Source organism: Sulfitobacter sp. G21635-S1 (assembly GCF_027213915.1).
Lineage (GTDB): Bacteria > Pseudomonadota > Alphaproteobacteria > Rhodobacterales > Rhodobacteraceae > Sulfitobacter.
In genome coordinates this window covers 243,533-264,244 of the sequence record NZ_JAPWGV010000002.1, presented here as the reverse complement: position 1 = coordinate 264,244, position 20,712 = coordinate 243,533, and the positions used below count along the sequence as shown (strand labels likewise).

Annotated in this window: 19 protein-coding genes; 7 read left to right on the top strand and 12 right to left on the bottom strand. The window is 62.2% G+C overall.

Annotated elements, in window-relative coordinates; translation table 11 throughout:
• From O4H53_RS03560 to mnhG, 5 genes are read left to right on the top strand one after another with little or no spacing between them, the layout of a single operon-like run.
• Positions 1-351: a Na+/H+ antiporter subunit C gene (locus O4H53_RS03560; protein WP_269361463.1), complete on the top strand. Its 351-nt coding sequence runs from the start codon at positions 1-3 to the stop codon at positions 349-351.
• Complete coding sequence (locus O4H53_RS03555; protein WP_269361462.1) at positions 348-2,018, top strand: monovalent cation/H+ antiporter subunit D; 1,671 nt, start codon at positions 348-350, stop codon at positions 2,016-2,018. The genes O4H53_RS03560 and O4H53_RS03555 overlap by 4 nt, the downstream gene beginning before the upstream one ends.
• A 1-nt stretch (position 2,019) precedes the next feature.
• The gene (locus O4H53_RS03550) at positions 2,020-2,520 is read left to right on the top strand and encodes a Na+/H+ antiporter subunit E (RefSeq protein ID WP_269361460.1); all 501 of its coding nucleotides are present in this window, start codon (positions 2,020-2,022) and stop codon (positions 2,518-2,520) included.
• Positions 2,517-2,804: a K+/H+ antiporter subunit F gene (locus tag O4H53_RS03545; protein ID WP_114275295.1), complete on the top strand. Its 288-nt coding sequence runs from the start codon at positions 2,517-2,519 to the stop codon at positions 2,802-2,804. Before O4H53_RS03550 ends, O4H53_RS03545 begins: the two co-directional genes overlap by 4 nt.
• On the top strand, positions 2,801-3,199 hold the full coding sequence (mnhG, locus tag O4H53_RS03540) for a monovalent cation/H(+) antiporter subunit G (RefSeq protein ID WP_114275294.1): 399 nt from the start codon (positions 2,801-2,803) through the stop codon (positions 3,197-3,199). The genes O4H53_RS03545 and mnhG overlap by 4 nt, the downstream gene beginning before the upstream one ends.
• A gap of 222 nt (positions 3,200-3,421) precedes the next feature.
• Here the strand turns inward: mnhG and O4H53_RS03535 are convergent, their stop codons facing one another.
• From O4H53_RS03535 to hpaR, 6 genes are all read right to left on the bottom strand, one after another.
• Entirely contained in the window at positions 3,422-4,645 is a 1,224-nt protein-coding gene (locus O4H53_RS03535; RefSeq protein WP_269361457.1) for a hypothetical protein, read from the bottom strand.
• A 247-nt stretch (positions 4,646-4,892) separates the two neighbouring features.
• Positions 4,893-6,083, bottom strand: a complete 1,191-nt coding sequence (locus tag O4H53_RS03530; RefSeq protein WP_269361455.1) for a hypothetical protein — start codon at positions 6,081-6,083, stop codon at positions 4,893-4,895.
• A gap of 338 nt (positions 6,084-6,421) precedes the next feature.
• Positions 6,422-7,690 (bottom strand): hypothetical protein, encoded by a 1,269-nt coding sequence (locus O4H53_RS03525; protein WP_269361453.1) that lies wholly within the window; start codon positions 7,688-7,690, stop codon positions 6,422-6,424.
• Positions 7,691-7,794: 104 nt separating this feature from the next.
• On the bottom strand, positions 7,795-7,986 hold the full coding sequence (locus O4H53_RS03520; RefSeq protein ID WP_269361451.1) for a hypothetical protein: 192 nt from the start codon (positions 7,984-7,986) through the stop codon (positions 7,795-7,797).
• A gap of 19 nt (positions 7,987-8,005) precedes the next feature.
• Positions 8,006-9,310 carry a hypothetical protein gene (locus tag O4H53_RS03515; protein ID WP_269361450.1) on the bottom strand — a complete coding sequence of 435 codons (1,305 nt, stop codon included), beginning with the start codon at positions 9,308-9,310 and terminating at the stop codon, positions 8,006-8,008.
• A gap of 133 nt (positions 9,311-9,443) precedes the next feature.
• Positions 9,444-9,896 (bottom strand): homoprotocatechuate degradation operon regulator HpaR, encoded by a 453-nt coding sequence (gene hpaR, locus O4H53_RS03510; RefSeq protein WP_269361449.1) that lies wholly within the window; start codon positions 9,894-9,896, stop codon positions 9,444-9,446.
• Between the two features lie 256 nt (positions 9,897-10,152).
• On the opposite strand from hpaR, the gene O4H53_RS03505 reads away from it, so the two are divergent.
• A complete protein-coding gene (locus tag O4H53_RS03505) occupies positions 10,153-13,362 on the top strand; it encodes a 2Fe-2S iron-sulfur cluster-binding protein (RefSeq protein ID WP_269361447.1) in 3,210 nt (1,069 codons plus the stop codon).
• Here O4H53_RS03505 and O4H53_RS03500 read toward each other — a convergent pair whose 3' ends face one another.
• The 5 genes from O4H53_RS03500 to hmgA all read right to left on the bottom strand — a co-directional run bounded on the left by O4H53_RS03500 (position 13,363) and on the right by hmgA (position 18,883).
• On the bottom strand, positions 13,363-13,545 hold the full coding sequence (locus tag O4H53_RS03500; protein WP_114275286.1) for a DUF2783 domain-containing protein: 183 nt from the start codon (positions 13,543-13,545) through the stop codon (positions 13,363-13,365).
• Positions 13,545-15,167 (bottom strand): FAD-dependent oxidoreductase, encoded by a 1,623-nt coding sequence (locus O4H53_RS03495; RefSeq protein WP_269361445.1) that lies wholly within the window; start codon positions 15,165-15,167, stop codon positions 13,545-13,547. The genes O4H53_RS03500 and O4H53_RS03495 overlap by 1 nt, the downstream gene beginning before the upstream one ends.
• 24 nt (positions 15,168-15,191) lie before the next feature.
• Positions 15,192-16,142: an MBL fold metallo-hydrolase gene (locus tag O4H53_RS03490; RefSeq protein WP_269361443.1), complete on the bottom strand. Its 951-nt coding sequence runs from the start codon at positions 16,140-16,142 to the stop codon at positions 15,192-15,194.
• Positions 16,143-16,209: 67 nt separating this feature from the next.
• Positions 16,210-17,463: a fumarylacetoacetase gene (fahA, locus tag O4H53_RS03485; protein ID WP_269361442.1), complete on the bottom strand. Its 1,254-nt coding sequence runs from the start codon at positions 17,461-17,463 to the stop codon at positions 16,210-16,212.
• Between the two features lie 58 nt (positions 17,464-17,521).
• Positions 17,522-18,883: a homogentisate 1,2-dioxygenase gene (hmgA, locus tag O4H53_RS03480; RefSeq protein ID WP_269361441.1), complete on the bottom strand. Its 1,362-nt coding sequence runs from the start codon at positions 18,881-18,883 to the stop codon at positions 17,522-17,524.
• A gap of 73 nt (positions 18,884-18,956) precedes the next feature.
• Between hmgA and O4H53_RS03475 the strand changes: the two genes are divergently transcribed.
• Complete coding sequence (locus tag O4H53_RS03475) at positions 18,957-19,418, top strand: MarR family winged helix-turn-helix transcriptional regulator (RefSeq protein ID WP_269361439.1); 462 nt, start codon at positions 18,957-18,959, stop codon at positions 19,416-19,418.
• Positions 19,419-19,486: 68 nt separating this feature from the next.
• Here O4H53_RS03475 and O4H53_RS03470 read toward each other — a convergent pair whose 3' ends face one another.
• On the bottom strand, positions 19,487-20,599 hold the full coding sequence (locus tag O4H53_RS03470) for a Do family serine endopeptidase (protein WP_269361437.1): 1,113 nt from the start codon (positions 20,597-20,599) through the stop codon (positions 19,487-19,489).
• Between the last annotated feature and the right edge of the window lie 113 nt (positions 20,600-20,712).

The following is a 20,712-nucleotide window of genomic DNA, read 5'->3' as shown; positions in this document are numbered from 1 at the left end:
ATGGAATTCCTTGTTGCTTCCGCCATTGGCGTCATGACCGCCGGAGGATTGTACCTGGTCCTGCGCCTGCGGACTTTTCCGGTGATCATGGGGATGTCGCTGCTGACTTACGCGGTCAATGTGTTCCTGTTCGCTTCGGGGCGGCTGACCATCGGTGCCCCGCCGATCCTGACGGATGCGGAGCGCTATACCGATCCCTTGCCGCAGGCGCTGGTGCTGACGGCGATCGTGATCTCCTTTGGCATGACGGCAGTGGTGGTGATGATCGCGCTGGGGGCCTACCTGGGCGCGGATGACGATCACGTGGACGATCCGGCCCCGGCCAAAGACGGGTCGGAGGGCGCAGCATGAACCACTGGATCATTGCCCCCGTCGTTCTGCCCGCCATGCTGGCTCCGTTCATCGTGCTGGCCGCGCGCTATCACATCGGGATCCAGCGGGTGTTCTCCGTCGCCGGGGTGCTGGCGCTGATCACCATTGCCGCCGGTCTGACCTGGCAGGCCTCGGACGGGACGGTCACCCTGTACCAACTCAGCGACTGGGCCGCGCCCTTTGGCATCGTGCTGGTGGGGGACCGGCTGAGCACGATGATGGTGCTGCTGACAGCTGTGCTGGCCTTGTTCGTGCTGCTTTATGCCATCGGGTCGGAATGGGACAACCGGGGGCGGCATTTCCATGCGCTGTTCCAGTTCCAGCTGATGGGGATCATGGGCGCCTTCCTGACCGGTGACCTGTTCAACCTCTTTGTGTTCTTCGAAGTGCTGCTGATCGCCTCCTACGGGTTGATGATCCACGCGGGCGGGCATGTGCGGCTGCGGGCCGGGGTGCAATATGTGCTCTACAACCTGCTTGGCTCCACCCTGTTCCTGTTCGCGCTGGGCGCGCTCTACGCCCAGACCGGGACGCTGAACATGGCCGATCTGGCGCAGCGGGTGGCGATGATCGACGGGGCCGAGACGGTGGGCATCCGCATCGCCTCCGTCATGCTGCTGCTGGTCTTTGCGATCAAGGCGGCGCTGGTGCCGCTGCATTTCTGGCTGCCGTCGAGCTATGCCGAGGCACCGGCCCCGGTGGCGGCGCTCTTCGCGATCATGACCAAGGTGGGGGCCTATGCGATCATCCGGGTCTATACGCTGATCTTCGGCCCGGATGTGGCGGTGACGGAAGGGCTGCACGGGCTGTGGCTGATGCCGCTGGCGCTGATTTCGCTGGCCATCGGCATGATCGGTGTGCTGGCGGCGCGGCGGTTGCACCGGCTGGTGGCCTTTTCGGTGATCGGGTCGATGGGGATGGTGATGGTGTCCATCGCCCTGTTCACACCGGCCGGCATCGCGGCGGCGCTTTATTATATCGTGCATTCTACGCTGGCGGCGGGGGCCTTGTTCCTGATCACCGATCTGACCCGCGCGGGCCGTTCCGATCTGAACCTGACAGCGCAGCCTCCGGTGGCCGGTGGGCCGCTGACAGCGGCGATGTTCTTTGCCGCCGCGATTGCCATGGCGGGGCTGCCGCCGCTGTCGGGTTTCGTGGGCAAGCTGCTGATCCTGGATGCCGGCTATGCCAGCGGCTGGGTGGTCTGGATCTGGGCGGTTGTGCTTGGCTCCAGCCTGATCTCGGTTATCGGGTTCTCGCGCGCGGGCAGCACGCTGTTCTGGAAGTCGCGAAGTGTCGTGGTGCCCAGCGATGTGGCCGACGCGGAGGACAGCAAGAGCGCGGAAAACCGTGAAGCCACGGCCAAGGACGATGGTTCTGACGTGCCAAGTTTCCTGTCCTACGGTGCGGTCAGCGGGCTGTTGGTGCTGCTGGTGCTGCATACGGTTCTGGCCGGGCCGATCTACCGTTTCACGGAGGCGACTTCGGCACAATTGTTCGCGCCCTCGCGCTATATGTCCACGGTGCTTGAGACCAAGGGCAAGCTGACGCGGCCCAAGCCCGAAGGATATGACAACGGTCATGCGGATGAGGGCCACGGGGCCGGGGATGCAGGCCATGGCGAGACCAAAGAGGAGGGACATTGAGATGATGCGTGCCTTGCGATGGCTGCTGCCACATCCGTTCCTGACGCTGCTGCTGGTCGTGGTCTGGACCCTGCTGCAGAACGGCATCTCGGCGGGTATGGTCGTTTTTGGTCTGATCCTGGGGATCGTGATCCCCATTGGTACGGCGCAATGGTGGCCGGATCGGCCTGGCAAGATCAGGGTTTTCAGGATGCTCAGCTATTGCCTGCTGGTGATGTGGGACATTCTGGTGGCCAATGTGCAGGTGGCCTGGATCGTGCTGACCAAATCCAATGCCGCGATGCGGCCGGCCTGGGTTGTCGTCCCGCTGGACCTGCGCCAGCCCGAGGCGATCACGATTCTGGCCGGCACCATCACCCTGACCCCCGGCACCGTTTCGGCGGACCTTTCGGACGAGGGGCACAGCCTGCTTGTACATGCGCTCGACGCGCCTGATCCTGATGCCGTGCGCGATGATATCAAGCACCGCTACGAACGCAGATTGAAGGAGATTTTCGCATGACCCTTGCTCAGGAGGTGATGCAATGGAGCCTGGTTGCTGCCTTTGTTTGCGTGGCGCTCAGCCAGTTGGGGGCGATGGTCCGGCTGGTGATCGGGCCGTCAACCGGCGACCGGATCCTGGCGCTCGACACGATGGTGGTGAATGCCATCGGGCTGATCGTGCTGCTGGGGGTCGCGCAGGGCACCGGCATCTATTTTGAGGCGTCGCTGATCATCGCCATGCTCGGCTTCGTGTCGACCGTGGCCTATGCGCGCTTCGTGCTGCGGGGGGACATCATCGAATGACCCTTGCCGTGATCGGAACATATGCCGTGGCCTTCTGCCTTGTCGTGGGCGCGTTTTTCGCCCTGGTGGCGGCGATAGGCCTGCTGAAACTCAACGGTTCCATGACCCGACTGCACGCCCCGACCAAAGTTGGTACGGTCGGCATCGGGGCGCTGCTGCTGGCGTCGATGATCCACTCTTACGTTTACGCGGAAGGGTCGATGCATGAGCTGCTGATCATCGCGTTCCTTTTTGTGACCGCGCCGATATCCGCCAATTTCATTGCCAAGGTGAACATTCACAAGCGCGCTTGCGACATGCCGCCAAGCCCCCGGCAGGACAAGACCTGGTCGACCCTTAATGTCCCGGAGGCTGATCTGGAGATTGAGGAAACAGGGACCGACCAGCCCCGCTAGAGCGCCCCGCCTTAAACGTGAATCGCCGATACCCTGCCGCGCTGCGCGCTCTCGGGACATCGGCGATACGGGGTGTATCAGGTTAAAGGCGGGACGCTGTAAAACGTCATGCGAAAAACCTGCATCACGTAACGCTGCCTGAAATCAGAGATTTCAACGCGCTACGTGATGCCTGATGCTTCAGGTATTTCGCCAGACCCTATAAGGGGCTGGCTTTGTTGTTCAGCGGGTTTCTGACAGCAGCGTCTTGATCTCGGCCAGTTCCGCCCGCAGGGCGTCAACCTCGGCCAGTTTGGCCTGCTGCGCGCTGATCACGTCTTCCTGATCAAGCGTATAGAGCGTCAGTTCCTCGACCTTTTTCAGCAGGGCCATCTGCATTTCGCTCATGTCGACGCCATTGGCCTTGATCTGCGCCTCAGAGGGGACTTCGGGCAGGTGGCTGTTGGTGTCGATGAAGGCCCGGACCTCGGCCAGCGGGCGCAGCACGTAATCATCAGCGAACACGTAGTCGGGCACGTTGACCTGGGTATTGTTGATCACCAGACGCCCCGTGATGTTCACCTCGTCCGGCAGACCGTTGCGACCGATGCGGATCAGGTTGTTGTTGGCGGTATTGTCGATCTTGACCGGCGTATTGCCACCCACAAGACCGATATTCAGACGCCCCGAAGATTGCTGATTGCGGAATTCCCAGGTCGTGCTGACGGTGCCGCTCTGCTTGAGTTCGAGGGTCGCATCGGCGGTAGCTGCCTCAACCAAAAGCGCCGCCTTTGTGGTACTTGTCCGGCGAATATGAAGGCCGGCCTGCGGGTTGTCCGTACCCATGCCGATATCGCCATTACCTTCTTTGATGAAGAGCGAGTCTTCAGGCGCGTTGGGTCTGATCCGGAAAGACAGCTTGCTGCCATTTGTCACGTCCCGGACAAAGAAGTTTGCTTCGTTGCCCGCAAGGTCCCAGGTCTGCGCCGTAAAACCGGAGCTGCCGTCCTGCTCCAGCCGCAGGGCTGGCGTATTGCCGTCCACGGCATGCAGTTCGACCGCAGGGTTGGTGGTGCCGAGGCCAACATCGCCATCGCCATCAATATACATCGCATTGGAAATTGCGCCCGCTTCGATGTTGAAAACACGCCTGCCACTCGTTGCGTCGTCGATGCCAAAGTAGTTTGCACCGCCATTGCCGGTATCGTTTATGACAATGCGCCAGTCGTTGCCGGGAAAGGAAGCCGAGGCGCTGGTGTCGTCAAAATGCACACGCAGGTTGTTTTCCTTGAGCCGCACCGTGTCGAAACCGAAGTTTTCACCGTTTACACAATCAAAGCCGACACAGAGGCTGCCCTGTATAATGACGTCTGTTGCAAAAACCTGCTGCGCGCTTGCGGCACCTGTCAGGGTCATCAAAGCGCCGGCGGCGACAATGGTGCTGGTGCGGTTAAAGGTGTTTTTCATTTTTCTCTCCTGGCGCTGGGAAGCGCAATTATAGCACAGTTTGCTGTCGCTCTTTGATGTTTTTGATATTTCAGAGTTAACATAACGGGGTTGGGCGTGACAGAGAACACAGTTTTGCCCAATTCGTCCCGCGTCGCAGGAATTATCACCTTGTGCTGGGTTTTGGCCACAGTTGGGTGGCCAGGCGCCCGGCTTCGGCAGGGCGCGTGGTTGTTATTTGCCGGGCAGCTGCGCCCAACCCCCGATTTCACCGGGCTTCGACAAGGGTCTCAACCATTGCGCGCAGTTGTGCGATTTCCTCTTGCTGGGCTGACAGCTGCTTGTCCTGCGAGATGCTGTGCAGGGTCAGTTCCTCGATCTTTTCGAGCTGGGCCAATTGCATCCGCGTCATGTCCAGCCCGGTTGCCGCGACATCGGCGGCAGAAGGAACACCGGGCAGATGCCCGTTTTCGGCAATGAACTGATCGACTTCGGCCAGGGTCTTCAGCTTGTAACCGGGTTCGAACACATAGTCCGGGACATTCATTTCGGTGTTGTTCACCACCAGCTTGCCGGTGACGACAACTTCATCCGGTCTGCCGTTGCGGCCCAGCCGCAGCAGGTTGTTATTGGCGGTATTGTCAATCTTGAGCGGCGTGTTGCCCCCGGCGATCCCGACATTCAGGCGGCCCGAATCCTGCTGGTTGCGGAATTCCCATGTGGTGGGGGTCACGCCATTCTGGCGCAGGCGGAAGGCGGAATCCGAGCCGCTGCCCGCGGCGTCAAACAGCGCGAAGGCATCGGTATTGTCAGCCGTTGTGCGGATGTGCAGCAATTCCTCCGGGGCATTGGTGCCCAGACCGATGAAACCGTTGCTCTCGATGCTGAAGCTGTCGCTGGGCGCGCCCGGTTCGATCCTGTAGGGGGTCGTGCTGTTGGAAATATCGGTCACGTAAAAGGCGTTGTGGTTGGCGTTGATGTCCCAGACCTGCACGGGCGCGCTGCCGCCGCGCTGGTCCATGCGCAGGGTCACGGTATTGGCGTCCACCATATGCAGTTCACGCAGTGGCATTGAGGTTTTCAGGCCGATGCGCCCGGTAGGGGCCATGAACAAAGCGTTTTCCGGTGCGCCTGCGGACAGACGAAAGATCTGCGGCCCGCGCGTCGCATCCTGGATGGCAAAGTATTCGTCCGATCCGCTGGCGCTGTCGTTAATCATGATGCGCCAGTCGTTGTCCGGGCTGCTGGAGGAGGACACATCGTCAAAGTGGATGCGGATCGTGTTGTCCTTGACCCGGAAATCGTCAATCCCTGCAATATCCTGATCTGCACAGTTGAAGCCGACGCAGAGAAAGCTGCGGATGGTCGGATTGTCCTCGCTGAGGACTTCAGCCTGGGCAAGGGCGGGCAGGGTAGCCGCCGCAATCGCGGTGGCGCGCAGGTATTTGGTGAAGGGCATTGTTGGTCCTCTTTACTGGTTACTGGCCTGTGGGGTGAAGCGGTGAACAAGGGGTGCCAATGCCTCTGTCCGGTGGTTCTGTTCAGCCACCTTGTCATTGACCGGCAGCGCAGTTTCCGCAGCAGCCGACCCCGCAGCAAATAATGTGCAGGCTGCAATAGCGCAGCGGGCGAGGGTGCTTGGGCTGTTCATCTGTTTGCGCCACCTTTGGTCGTGATCCAGTGGCTACATTAACCAACGGTTTGGCCTAAAATGGGCGAGGGAAAGGCATATGGGCGGCAAATCCGTTCAGAATTTGCCGCCCATATGGCGTAAAATGGTGTGGTGGCTGATTGTCGTCAGTCCTGGATTGCCGTGACCAACCGGCGCAATTCCGCGATTTCTTGTGCCTGCGCTGCGCGGGCATCTTCCAGCGCCAGGGTATAAAGCGTCAGCTCCTCGACCTTTTTCAGCAGGGTCATCTGCATCTCGGTCATATCGACCCCGGTCGCAGCAATATCCGCGGCCGAGGGCACATCGGGCAGGTGACTGTTGGCCTCGATGAAGGACCGGACATCGGCCAAGGGGCGCAGGGCATAGCTGTCATCGAAAACGTAGTCGGGCACGTTCAACTCGGTGTTGTTGACCAGAAGCTTGCCGGTGACGACCACTTCGTCCGGTTTGCCGTTGCGGCCCAGCTTCAGCAGGTTGTTGGCCGCTGCATTGTCGATCTTCAGCGGTGTATTGCCGCCCGCGATGCCGACGTTCAGGCGACCGGAATCCTGCTGGTTGCGGAACTCCCATGTGGTGGGGATGACACCGTTCTGGCGCAGGCGGAAGGCCGCGTCAGAGCCGCTGCCATTCGCATCGAACAGCGCGAAGGCGTCCGTGTTGGGCGCATCGGAGCGGATGTGCAACAGTTCTTCGGGTGCCGCCGTCCCGACGCCGACAAAGCTGTCGTCGCTCAGAACGAGGGTGCTGTCCCTGGCCCCGGCGCGCACCACGAATGGCACCCGGTTGCCGGTAACGTTTTTCACGAACCAGTTCAGGCTGTTGGATTGCATTTCCCAGTTGTAGGGGCTGGCGCCGCCGTTCTGCATCCGCAGGCTGACGGGGGTGCCAGAGCTTACGATATGCAGATCGCCCTGCGGCAGGCTTGTCCCCAGGCCGATATCGCCATCGTCTGCGATCCAGAAGCTGTTTTCCGGGGCACCACCGATAATTGTAAAGGGGATCACCGGTATTTCCTCACCGGGTGTATCGCCTTCATCCTGAATGGAAAACCGGTCCAGCCCGCCGACCGTGTTATCATTGATCTGAATCCGCCAGTCACGCTTGGGGATGCTACTCGTTGTCGTACTGTCCTCAAAAACGAGGCTTGGATCGCTCCAGCGTAGTTTCAGCGGTGGCTGGCCCGGGGCGCCTACAGTGGAGTCGTCACAGGCATTCCCGATACACATGCGCCCGTCAAAGAGTGAGAGTGACGCGCTGAAATCGTTTGTACCAAATCCGTTTTGGTCGATCTCTCCGCTGATGATCAGATCGTCCCCGGTCAGGTCTTGGGCCAGCACTGGCATCGCGGCAAGAGCAAGGGCAAACCCGGAAGCAAACAGACGTGAATGGATCATTGAAATTGTTCCTTTTGTTCAGCCGTCGAAACGGCGCTTTAAAGTTGTGAATATGCAGGTAACGCTAAGCGCCTGGTGCTGACCCGTCCATGAAAAGAAATTGGTCAGCGGGTGGTGCGCATATCCTCGATCAGTTCTTCCAGTCGTTCTATCCTCGCGCCCTGTGCCGTGTTGGTCTTGTGCTGCTCGATACTGTGCAGGGTAAGCTCTTCGATCTTTTCCAGGTCCACCATCTGCATCTGTGCCAGATCAAGTCCCTGTGTCGTGACATCACGGGCAGCGCAGACGCAGGCCATTATCAGTTCCCCGCTGCGGCTACTCTGCGACAAGCGCCTCCAGCGCGGCTTCGAGCCGGGTGATCCGTTCTTCCTGCTCCAGCGTGTAAAGCGTCAGTTCCTCGATCTTTTTCAGGTGGACCAGCTGCATTTCGGCCATGTCCAGACCGCTTGCCCTGATCTGTGCTTCGGAGGGCACCTCGGGCAGATGGCTGTTGGCGTCAATGAATGCCTGAACATCAGACAGCGGGCGCAGGGCGTAATCCTCGGCAAAGACGTAATCCGGCACGTTCATCTGGGTGTTGTTCACCACCAGCTTTCCGGTCACCACCACCTCGTCCGGGCGGCCGTTGCGGCCCAGTTTCAGCAGATTGTTGTTGGCGGTATTGTCAATCTTGAGCGGCGTGTTGCCTCCCGCGACCCCGACATTCAGGCGGCCTGAATCCTGCTGGTTGCGGAATTCCCAGGTCGTGGGCGTGACGCCGTTCTGGCGCAGAAGGAACGCCGCGTCGGAGCCTGTGCCATTGGCATCGAACAAGGCGAAGGCGTCGCTGCCGGTCGCGTCGGAACGAATGTGCAGCAGCTGTTCGGGGGAATTGGTGCCGAAGCCGACAAAGGCTGTGGCGCCATCGACGAACATTGCATTGTCGTTCACATCGCTGCCGATCTGGAAATCCTTGTCGAAATTGCCCGCGTTCACCCGGACCCCGCTGTTGAGGATCTGCAACGCGCCAAAAGCGCTGTCATTTGCCACTTCGAACGGGATCGCGCCGGTCGAAATCCGGGTAAACAGGCCATCTGCATCCACTCCCACCTGAAAAGAACGCACACCCGCATTCGTGGGTGCAAGCAGCACGTCGGCTGTGTCCGCGCTGGAAATGTGCAGATCAGCTTGCGGAATGGCCGTGCCCAGGCCCACCTGGCCGCTGCTGGCCACCACCAGCGCATTCTCCGGGGCAGCGCCCAGAACCGAAAAGGGAATGGTGCCGTTGGTGACATCCTCGATAGCGAACCGTTCCAGTCCGCCGGACGCAACTGGCGGCACATCATTGATCAGCAGTTTCCAGTCCCGGTCCGGGTAGGTAGCCGAGGATGTATCGTCAAAAATCACGCCGTTGTTTGTATCGGAAACAATGACGGCGACATCTGTCGCAAAAGTTACGTCCAAGGTGCAGCCGTTGCCGATGCACACATCCCCGTCCAGAACGGAGTTGTCGGTGACAAACAGGTCGGCCTCTCCCAAATCATTGTCGGAAATACTTACACCGTTGAGGAAATTGTCCTGGGCGCTGACAGCAATTGGAAAAAGAAAAACGGTCGTGGCGATGAATTTGATCGAACGCATGATGTTCCTTTCGCACGGCGGGGGAAAGGCCGGGCAGAATGATCCAGTGGAATGAATTAGAAGGAAATTACCCCGAAATATTGGGCGAGGGTAAGGAACCAGACATTCGGCTGTCAAGAAATTTGGCGTTCTTCTATTTGAACGTGTGTAACGCGCCCAGCAGATCCAGCAGCTTTTCGTAATTGTTTTCGCCAAGGGTTGCACGAATACGCTGGGCGATGCGCAGGGCCTCGTCAAGATTGTCGTCGATCACCTGCTGGCCGGCGGGCGTGATCGCCAGCATCTGGCGGCGGCGGTCACCATTGTCGCGGGTGCGGGTGACATAGCCGCGGTCCGACAGGCTGCGCACGATGCGGGTGAGGCTGGGCAGCAGCAGGCTGGCGCGGTCCGCCACTTCGGTCGCGTCGAGCGTGCCGCCTTCGGACAGGACACGCAGAACCCGCCATTGCTGTTCGGTGATGCCCGTCTCGCTCAGCATCTCGCGGATCGGGGCCATCACCGTTTCCCGCGCGCGGATCAGCGCGATCGGCAGGGACCGGTCGGTGGCGGGCAGGGTCTCTGAACTGGCGTCTTTGGGCTTGGTCACACGGGAACCTGCTGGCTGGTGGGATGGGTTCATCTGGTATTTTACGGGTGGCAGTGCAAGGCTATATTACTTTCCATGCTAACTAAATGGGGTGTGTTGCATCCGACTGGGTCACGGCCCCACGGGGCCGCTGGCTGTGGCCTGTTTCGGGGCGGCCGGGGTGGTCGGAATTGCCTGCGCGTGATCGGTTGACAAGGCCTGTGCGGCAGGTGACCGTCGCGACCTCGGCATTTGGCTGTTGCAAAGGGACCGCGCGATGACATTCCGCCTGTTTTCGGACAAGAACCGTCCGGTCCACATGGGGCCATACCCCACCGAGCTGCTGGCGCGGGCCGGGCAAATGCCGGAGCTGTCAGCGGTGCCGCAGATGGCGCAGCTCAGCTTTGAACGGTCTGACGACCCGCTGTCGATCCTCAATGCGATGCGCGAGCATCAGGCGATGCTGGACGCGATCCGCGACGGGCTGATCAATCGGGGCATATCCGAGGTGCCGGAGGACTTGCAGGAGCGTGCAAATCATTTGAAAGCCTTTGGATATTTCTCTGACGCGGCGGTGGTGGGTGTCTGCAAGCTGCCTGCGGAAGCGGTGCTGGAAACCCCCTTTCGCAACCCCGACATCGACCGGCTGGCGCAAGACCTGCGCACCCGCCAGACCAAAACACTGGCCTCGGGCATCGACATGATCATGGCCGACCTCAAGGAATCGATGGAGGCGCCGCCGGGCACGATTGACGGCCACACCCATGCGCTGGTGTTCCTTTACGAGAACCCGCGTGACGTTGAGGCGGGCGAAGCCGGAACCACCTGGATCAGGGAGGCGCAGGCGCATCGGGCAGGGTTGCTTGCGGCGGAAACCGCCGTGGTGCTGGCCAATTACCTGAGGGTGCTGGGCTTTGACGCGCGGGGGCACACGGTCACGACCTCGGATGTTGATCTTGGCCGGCTGGCGGTTGCCGCGGGGCTGGCGACGGTGGAGCACGGCGCGCTGCACCACCCCTATATCGGCGGGCGCTTCGGTCTGGCGGCGGTGACGACCAGCTTTGCCATGGCCCCGGACCGGCCCCTTGCCCCGATGTCGGCGCAGCCTGCCCCGGCCTTTGGCATGCGGTGGAAACTGGGCACGGGATCTCGCAAGAATGCGATGAACGCGGTGCCCTATGCCAAACGCCGGTTCGTGGATGGCGCGCATCCTTTCGAGCGTCTGAAACGGGTGGCGGACCCTACCACCTATATCGACGAGGCGCGGGTGGCGCGGGTGCCCAAGCGGACCGACATGTTCGCCCGCGCGCAGTTCGGCGACATGGGCAAGGCGCTGCAGGAGGGGGCAAAGGGCGGATACTATGTGCGCAAGGCTGCGCCTTCGACCGCGCAACGGCGGGCGCTGGGGGCTTTCGTGTTGTTGCAGGATGGTGCCCCGGCGGATCGGAAGGTCACGCTGGACCCGGCGGAGGCCGCCGATCTGGTCAAGGCGACCTGCTACTACCTTGGCGCGGATGCGGTCGGCATTTCGCGCTGCCCGGACTGGGCGTGGTATTCGCATGACGCCACCGGCGCGCCCATCGACCCGCCGCATGATCAGGCGGTGTCGCTGATCATCGACCAGGGCTACGAGACGATGGAGGGCGCCTCGGGCGACGACTGGATCAGCGTTGCGCAGTCGATGCGCGCCTATTTGCGGTTCTCGTTGATTGGCGGCGTGGTGGCGAAACAGATCCGCAACCTCGGCTACAGCGCCAAGGCGCATACGGTGATGGATGGCGAGGTGCTGCAACCGCCGCTCTTGCTGCTGAGCGGGCTGGGCGAGGTCAGCCGCATCGGCGAGGTGATCCTGAACCCCTATCTGGGCCCGCGCCTGAAATCCGGCGCGATCACCACCGATCTGCCGATGGCGCATGACAGACCCATCGACTTTGGCCTGCAGAAATTCTGCGAGTCCTGCAACAAATGCGCGCGGGAATGTCCTTCGGGCGCGATCACCGCCGGGCCGAAGCTGATGTTCAACGGCTACGAGATCTGGAAATCCGACAGCCAGAAATGCGCCACCTACCGGATCACCACACCCGGCGGCGCGATGTGCGGGCGCTGCATGAAGACCTGCCCCTGGAACCTGGAAGGCATCTTCAAGGAAGCCCCGTTCCGCTGGGCCGCAATGAACATTCCCGCAGCGGCCCCGGCGCTGGCGCGGCTGGATGATGCGGTGGGCAATGGCGGGCTGAACCCGGTCAAGAAATGGTGGTGGGATCTGGAGATCGCGGAAGACGGCGGCTACCGCCCCACGGACAAGCCAGTGAACGAACGGTCCCTGCAACGGGATCTGGACCTGAAGTATGAGGACCAGACTCTGGCGGTCTATCCCGCCCCACTGGCCCCGCATCCATATCCGTACCCTGACCCGATGGACCGGGAGGCGGGGATCGAGGCCTACCGCGCGATGATCACGGCCGAGGAATATCAGCGGCGTCTGGCGGCGGGCGATGAGAGCATGGTGCACCGCACCACCGATGCCGCCGACAGCCCGGTGATCCATGTAGAGATCACCAAGGCGGAGAAGATGGCGGCAGGGATCACCAAATATGAGTTTCAGCCTGTGGGCGGGGGTGATCTGCCGCCCTGGCAGGCGGGGGCGCATCTGGATATCGTGGTGGCACCGGAATTCCTGCGCCAGTATTCCATGTCGGGTGATCCGGGCGACTGCAGCACCTATCAGATCGGCGTGCTGATGGAGGATGCCGGGCGCGGCGGATCGAAACTGCTGCACCGGATCTTCAGCGAGGGGCGCAAGGTCTTCATCTCGAACCCGATCAACCATTTCCCGCTGGATGCGGCGGCACCGTTCTCGCTGCTGATGGGCGGCGGGATCGGGGTGACACCGATGATTGCCATGGCGCATGAGCTGCACCGCGCGGGGCGCGATTTTGCCCTGCATTATTCCGGGCGGTCACGCGGCAGCATGGGGTATCTGACGGACCTCGCGGCGGTGCCCTGGGCCGACAGGGTGCATCTGCACATCACCGATGAGGATACACGCGCCGATCTGGGCACCGTGATGGGCGGCCTGCCTGCGGGCGCGCATGTCTATACCTGCGGGGCGGATCGCTACATGTCGGCGGTCATGGCGGCGGCAGAGGCGGCGGGCGTGCCGGAGGAGGCGCGGCATCTGGAGTATTTCTCGGTCCCCGAAGTGCCGGAATATGTGAACCACGAGTTCACCCTGCGGCTGGCGCGCTCGGGGCGCGACCTCGCCGTGCCTGCCGGCAAGAGCGCGACGGACGTGCTGGCGGAAAATGGCATCCATGTGGACGTGAAATGCTCCGACGGCATCTGCGGCGTGTGCAAATGCGGCCTGGTCTCGGGCGCGGTCGAGCACCGCGATTTCGTGCTGTCCAGGGCGCAGCGGCAGGATGCGATCATCCTGTGCCAGAGCCGGGCGGCAGAGGCCGGTGGCGTGGTCGAAGTGGACCTGTGACTATTTCGCCGCCGCCAGCGCCGCGCGGATCACCTCGCGGTCGCCGATGTGATTGCACAGCACCAGGATCAGCCGCGCGTTGAGCGCATCGGACTGCTCCTTGCTCAGACCCTCATGGGCGCGCAGCAGCTCATCGTAAAATCCGTCCTGGTCGGGGATGTTCGGGGTCAGTGTCACAGACATCAGCTGTCCTTTCCGAGGGCGCGGCCAATGGCGCTGGCGATGGCATCCGCGTCGAAACCGGGCCAGCGGGCCACGACATGCTGATCGGGACGGATGAGATAAACGGCCTGTTTCGCGTCACCAAGGTAGCGGCGGATCAGCGCGTCGGAGGGGTTGGCGATTTCCAGCACAGCCGCGTCAATGCCCTGCGCGCTCAGCGCCTCTGCGGCGCAGCCCAGAGCGAGGATGGTGAAGGTGCCGCCGAGGTTGTCCAGCAGGAAGCCGTCTTCGACCGGCGCATCGACGCAGGCCGCGCCGGGGCGGGTGACCGCAGGGCCATTCAGCGCATCGGGGCCGAAATGCGGAAATCCGTCATAGGTGCATGGCACCGACAGGCGTCCCGAATTCACCAAGGGCCGGGCAAAGGTATGCCGCTCTGCCAGGGTCAGCACCGCGTCACGGAAGAGCCGGCTGGTCTGTGTCTTGGGCGTCAGAAAGTCGGTGGCACGGGTCGAATTCAGGATGTTCTCATCGGCGCCGAATTCACGTTCGGTGGCGTAGCTGTCGAGCAGGCTGTCATCGGCCAGCCCTTTCAGCACAAGATCAAGTTTCCAGCCCAGGTTGTCCGCATCCTGTACACCGGAATTGGCCCCGCGCGCACCGAAGGGCGAGACCTGGTGCGCGCTGTCGCCTGCAAAGATCACATTGCCATGCCGGAAAGACTTCATGCGACGGCATTGGAATGTGTAGCTCGAGGTCCATGCCCGCGCGTATTCCGGCACGGTGCCGGTCTGGCTGGACAGCATGGCATCGACGCGGGCGCGGATACGCTCCGGGTCCAGCTCCGCCTTGCGGTCGATGTCCCAGCCAAGCTGAAAGTCGATGCGCCAGATGTCGTCGGGCTGCTTGTGCAGCAGGGCGGACTGGCCGGCGCCCTCGAAGGGCGGATCGAACCAGAACCAGCGTTCGGTGGGGAAGTCGGCCTTCATGTGGACATCGGCGATCAGGAAGTTGTCCTCGAACACCCGGCCGTCGAAGGTCAGCCCCATCATCTCGCGCAGGGGAGAACGCGCGCCGTCGCAGGCAACCAGGTAGTCGGCCTCGATCCGGTAGGGGCCATCGGGGGTGTCGACCTCCAGCGTGGTAAACCCGTCCTGCGGCGTGATCGCGGTGACCTGGTTTGCGCCCCGTATCTCGATCGGGGCGCCATTGGTCCGGGCTTTTTCGATGGCTTCCACAAGGTCGCGTTCGAAATAGGGCTGCTGCAGATTGATGAAGGCGGGGTAGCGGTGGCCGTCTTCGGGAAGAAGGTTGAATTCGTAAACCTCGCGGTCCGCGTGAAACACCCGGCCCACGTTCCAGACCACGCCCTTGTCCACCATCGGCTGCGCCGCACCCAGACGATGCGCGATGTCCAGCGTGCGCTTGGCAAAGCAGATTGCCTTGGACCCAAGGCCAGCGCCCTCGTGGTCGTCCAACACCAGTACCGGGGTGCCCTTGAGCCCGAGGTCAAGCGCCAGGGTGAGGCCGATGGGACCGCCCCCGACGATGACCACCGGGTGCCGCACCGGGGCCTGCGATTGCGCGGGGACCTGGTGGTAGGGGTAGAGCTTGAAAGCAGTCTGGTATCTCACGGCAACCATATCGATCCTCCCTGGGCTGCAGGATCACGCCTGCAGCGCGTTCCACATTTCGATGTCCCGTTCGGCGGTCCAGATGCGGGGCGTGTCGATGCCGCGCGCTTCGTCATAGGCGCGGGCCACGTTGAAGGGCAGGCAATGTTCGTAGATCGCATAATCCGAGAACTTGGGGTCGCAGGCTTCGCGCACCGCGTCCCATGCTTCCTTGAGGCTGCCGCCGCGGGCCGCGACGCGGGCGGCGGGGGCATAGGTGGAATTCACGAAGTCGCGGGTGCTGGCAATGGCAGCCTTGACCGCATCCTTGCCCATCAGCGCGCCGCCGCGACCCGGTGCGATGGCGTCCACGTCATAGGCCAGGATATTGTCCAGCGTGCCGCCCCAGTCGTTGAAGTGCCCGTCACCGCAATAGCAGGCGGAGTGGTCCTCGACGATGTCACCGGTGAACATCACGTTCTCGTCCGGGACGTGGATGACGGCGTCGCCTGCGGTATGGGCGCGGCCGATCTGTTTGATGTCCACCCGGCGGTTGCCGAGATAGACGGTCATGCTGTCGGAGAATGTGGTGGTGGGCCAGGTCAGGCCGGGAATGCTCTCATGCCCTTCAAACAGGCGCGGGAAGCGCTGGAATTCGCTGTCCCAGTCCTCTTGTCCGCGTTCGACCACCATGGCGCGGGCCACGTCGGACATGATGACCTGATCGGCACCATAGGCGGAGGCCCCCAGCACGCGGACCGCGTGGTAGTGGGTCATCACCACATGGCTGATCGGCTTGTCGGTGACTTCGCGGACTTTCTCGATGACCTTGCCGGCCAGGCGCGGTGTCGCCTGCGCCTCGACGATCATGACGCTGTCATCACCGATGATGACGCCGGAGTTGGGGTCCCCTTCGGCGGTAAAGGCCCAGAGGCCGCGGCCGACCTCGTCGAAGGTGATTTTCTTTTCGGTCAGGTCGCCCTGGGAGGCAAAAGCTTTGGCCATGGTATGTCCTTTCTGGCGTGGCGCATGTGGTGGCGTCACATCTGTGTATTTATTGGAACAATGAAGCTCAGGGGAACTTGATTGCCGGTTTGATCGTGCCCACGCAGTCGCCGAAGCCGATGCGGAATCCGTCGCCTTTGGCGGCGCCTTTGAGGGTCATTGTATCGCCGTCCTCGATGAAGGTGCGGGTGTCGCCGCTGTCCAGCGTGATGGTTTCCTTGCCGCCCCAGCTGAGTTCGATCAGCGAGCCGCGCTCGTGCTTTTCGGGGCCGGAGATCGTGCCCGAACCCAGCAGGTCGCCCGCGTTCATCGCGCAGCCGGAAGAGGCGTGATGGGTCAACTGCTGTGCGGCGGAATAGTACATCTGGTTGTAGTTGGTGCGCGCGATGGTGGTCGGCGCCTTGCCTTCGGGGGCCATCGTCACCTCCAGCTCGATGTCATAGAGCATCGGGCCGGGTTCACGCAGGTAGGGCAGCAGGTCCTTTTCGCGTTCGGGCGTGGAGGTGCGGAATGGCTCCAGCGCCGCTTTCGTCACGATCCAGGGGGAGATCGAAGTGGCAAATGCCTTGGCCTGGAACGGGCCCAGTGGCTGGTATTCCCAGGGCTGGATGTCGCGCGCCGACCAGTCGTTCAGCAGGACATAGCCAAAGATCATGTCATCGGCCTGCGCCACGGTGATCGGGTGGCCCATCTCGGAGGAGGTGCCGACGATGGCGCCCATCTCCAGCTCGATGTCCAGCCGCTTGCTGGGGCCGAAGGAGGGCATATCGGCGTCCGGCGCCATGGTCTGGCCATTGGGGCGCACGATGGGCGTGCCGGAGACAACCACGGTGGAGGCGCGCCCGTTGTAGCCGATGGGGATGTGCAGCCAGTTCGGCGGCAGCGCGTTTTCAGCGCTGCGGAACATGGTGCCGATGTTGGTGGCGTGGTGCTTGCCTGCGTAGAAATCGGTGAATTCGGTGACCACCAGCGGCATGTGCATCCGCGCCTCTGCCATCGGCACCAGGTGGGGCGCGACCTGCGCCTGGTCCGGGGCATCGGCCGCCAGCAGGTCGGTCAGCCGGTTGCGCAGGGCGGCCCAGCCTTCGGGCCCCAGTTCCATCACGTCATTCCAGTAGGGCACGTCAAAGACCGGCTCTTCGGCCAGGTCGATCAGCCCGTTCTCTTCCATTGCGGCCATGTCGAGGATCATGTCGCCGATGGCCACGCCGCAGCGCGGTTCAAGCGTGTTTGTCTCGAACACGCCGTAGGGCAGGTTGTTGAGCGGGAAGTCGGTGTCGGCGCTGTTGGCGCTTTCCACCCAGGATTGGAGGAGGGTCATGGGTATTCCTTGTGCTGATAGTTGCCGGTTTCACCCAGGGCAAAACCGGCAGGCGGCATTATTTCTTGCCGGGGGTGCCGTCGAATTTCTTTTCGAGGTCGCTCCAGCAGTCGATGTAATCGTCCTGCAGTGGCGCCTCCTTGGCGGCGAAGGCGGTCAGGTGCTGCGGGAAGCGGGTTTCGAACATGAAGGACATGGTGTTCTCCAGTTTCTCGGCCTCAAGCTCGGCGTTCGACGCGCCTTCAAAGGCGTTCTTGTCCGGGCCGTGGGGCAGCATCATGTTGTGCAGCGACATGCCGCCGGGGACGAAGCCCTTGGGCTTGGCGTCATAGATGCCAAAGATATTGCCCATCAGTTCGGACATGACGTTCTTGTGATACCACGGCGGGCGGAAGGTATCCTCGGCCACCATCCAGCGGTCGCGGAACAGGACGAAGTCGATGTTCGCGGTGCCTTCGACACCCGAGGGCGCGGTGAGCACGGTAAAGATTGACGGGTCCGGATGATCGAACAGGATCGCGCCGACCGGGCAATAGGTGCGCAGATCATATTTGCAGGGGGCATAGTTGCCATGCCAGGCAACGACGTCGAGCGGGGAATGGCCGATTTTCGTCTCGTGGAACTGGCCCGCCCATTTCACCGTGACGGTGGAGGGCGCGTCACGGTCCTCGAAGGCGGCGATGGGCGTCTTGAAATCGCGGCGGTTGGCCATGCAGTTGGCCCCGATCGGTCCGCGACCGGGCAGGTCGAACTTCTGTCCGTAGTTCTCGCAGACAAAGCCGCGGCAGGGCCCTTCGAGCACTTCGACCCGGTAGACCAGGCCACGCGGGATGATCGCGATTTCCTGCGGTTCAATGTCGATCACGCCCAGTTCGGTGGCAAAGCGCAGACGGCCCTCCTGCGGGACCACCAGCAGTTCGCTGTCGGCGGAGTAGAAATAGGCGTCCACCATGCTGTCGGTGACAAGGTAGATGTGGCTGGCCATGCCGACCTGCGTATTGACGTCACCGGCCGTGGTCATGGTGCGCATGCCGGTGAGCCAGGTCAGTTTCCCTTCGGAATGCGGGACCGGATCCCAGCGGTACTGGCCCAGGCTGACCACATCCGGATCCACATGTGGCGCGGATTTCCAATAGGGCAGGTCGATCTTTTCAAAGCGGTGTGTGTGCTTGACCGATGGCCGGATGCGGTAGCACCAGGTGCGTTCGTTCTGGTGGCTCGGCGCGGTGAAGGCGGTGCCGGAAAGCTGTTCGCCGTAGAGGCCGTAGTTCACCTTCTGGGGCGAGTTCATGCCCTGGGGCAGGGCGCCGGGCAGGGCCTCCGTCTCGAAGTCGTTGCCGAAGCCGGGCATGTATCCCTCATGGGTGCCGACAGGCGTTGCGGCGCTTTTCAGCGCGTGGGGGGCGACGTCCTTATTCATGGCAGGTCCTTTCGCAAAACGTGAAGATCACATATTAGTTGGTTTTGTAACTAACAACGGGATAAATTGCAAAATGCCGAAAAAAGACGGGGCACCGCCGGGGGAGACGGTGGATGATTTCGACCTGCGGGGGTTTCTGCCCTATCTGCTGAACATGGCGGCGGAGGAATCCAGCGCGAGTTTTCAGCGATATTACAAGGGTAAATACGGGATGTTGCGCACCGAATGGCGGGTGCTGTTCCATCTGGGGCGCTACGGGGCAATGACGGCCAAGGAGATCTGCGACCGGGCGCGGATGCACAAGACCAAGGTCAGCCGCGCGGTTGCGGCCCTGCAGGCCAAACGATTCCTGACGCGCAGCCCCTGGGAGGACGACAGGCGCCATGAAACCCTTGCGCTGACATCGCAGGGCCGGCAGGCCTATGCCGATCTGGCCGCGCAGGGGAAACAGTTCGACAGGGCTTTGATGGCGGATTTTTCGCAGGAAGAGGCCCGGCTGTTGCGGCAGGCGCTTGTGCGCATCGCCAAATTGTAGGAGCAGCCGGGCCGGAGTTGAAAAGCCCCGGCGGCAACGGGGGATGCGCCGCCGGGGTCACGCATGGGTCAGGCCGGCTTGGGATCCAGCTTGCCCACGGTTACGTCGAGGGTCAGCTCCTCGCCCTTGCGCAGCACTTTCATCTGTGTGCTTTGTTCAGGCTCGGTGGTGGCCACCGCCCGGGTCAGGTCGCGCAGGTCGGTCACCTCTGTCTTGCCAAAGGACATGATGATGTCGCCCCGCTTCAGACCGGCCTTGGCGGCTGGGCTGTCCTCGCTCACCGCTTCGATCACCGCGCCCTTGGGTGAATCGTAGCCCAGGACATTGGCGACCTCTTCGGTCATCGGGCGGATGTTCACACCCAGCCAGCCACGCGAGACGCTGCCGTCGTCGGACAGATCGGCCACAACCGTCTGCACCAGGTCGGCAGGCACGGCAAAGCCGATGCCGACGGAGCCGCCATCGGGCGACAGGATGGCGGTGTTGACGCCGATCACGTCACCGGCGTTGTTGAACAGCGGTCCGCCGGAGTTGCCCTTGTTGATCGAGGCATCGGTCTGGATGAAGTCATCAAAGGGGCCCGAGCGGATGTCACGCGACAGGGCAGAGATGATGCCAGAGGTCACGGTGCCGCCAAGGCCGAAGGGGTTGCCGACGGCGACAACTTCGTCGCCCACCCGCAGGCCATCTGTGGCGCCGAATTTGACAAAGGGCAGGTCAACATCCGCTTCGATCTTGAGCAGGGCGATGTCCGTCATCGGGTCGCTGCCGACCACCTTGGCCTCGAAGCTGCGGTCATCGGCCAGTTTGACGGTCACGGTGTCGGCTCCTGCCACCACATGGTGGTTTGTCACGATCTGGCCGTCGGAAGAGATGATGAAGCCTGAGCCCACGCCCTGAAGCGGCCCTTGGTGGCCGGGCATTCCGGGCATGCCGTCCTCGAAGAAGCGGCGCAGCTGCGGGGGAATGTTGCGCGGCATCGGGGCGGGAGTGTCCTGTGCCTTGGTGGTGACTTCGATAAAGACCACGGCAGGGGAGACTTGTTCCACCAGATCGGCATAGCCGCCGGCGGGCACCGCATAGGCCGCAGCAGGTGCGACGGTCAGCGCGGAAGTGGCCAGCAGGGCCGCGGTCAATGCCGCGGCGGCGCTTTGTCTTGGTGATTTCAGTATGGAGTGCATCGGGGTTACCTCGAATTTTCTTGTGCCCACCCCATATGACGGTCTGTCCTTACAGCATCGTGGGCGGCCCTATACAAATTTGTAACGCGGCCTGCGGCCCCATATTGTCTATG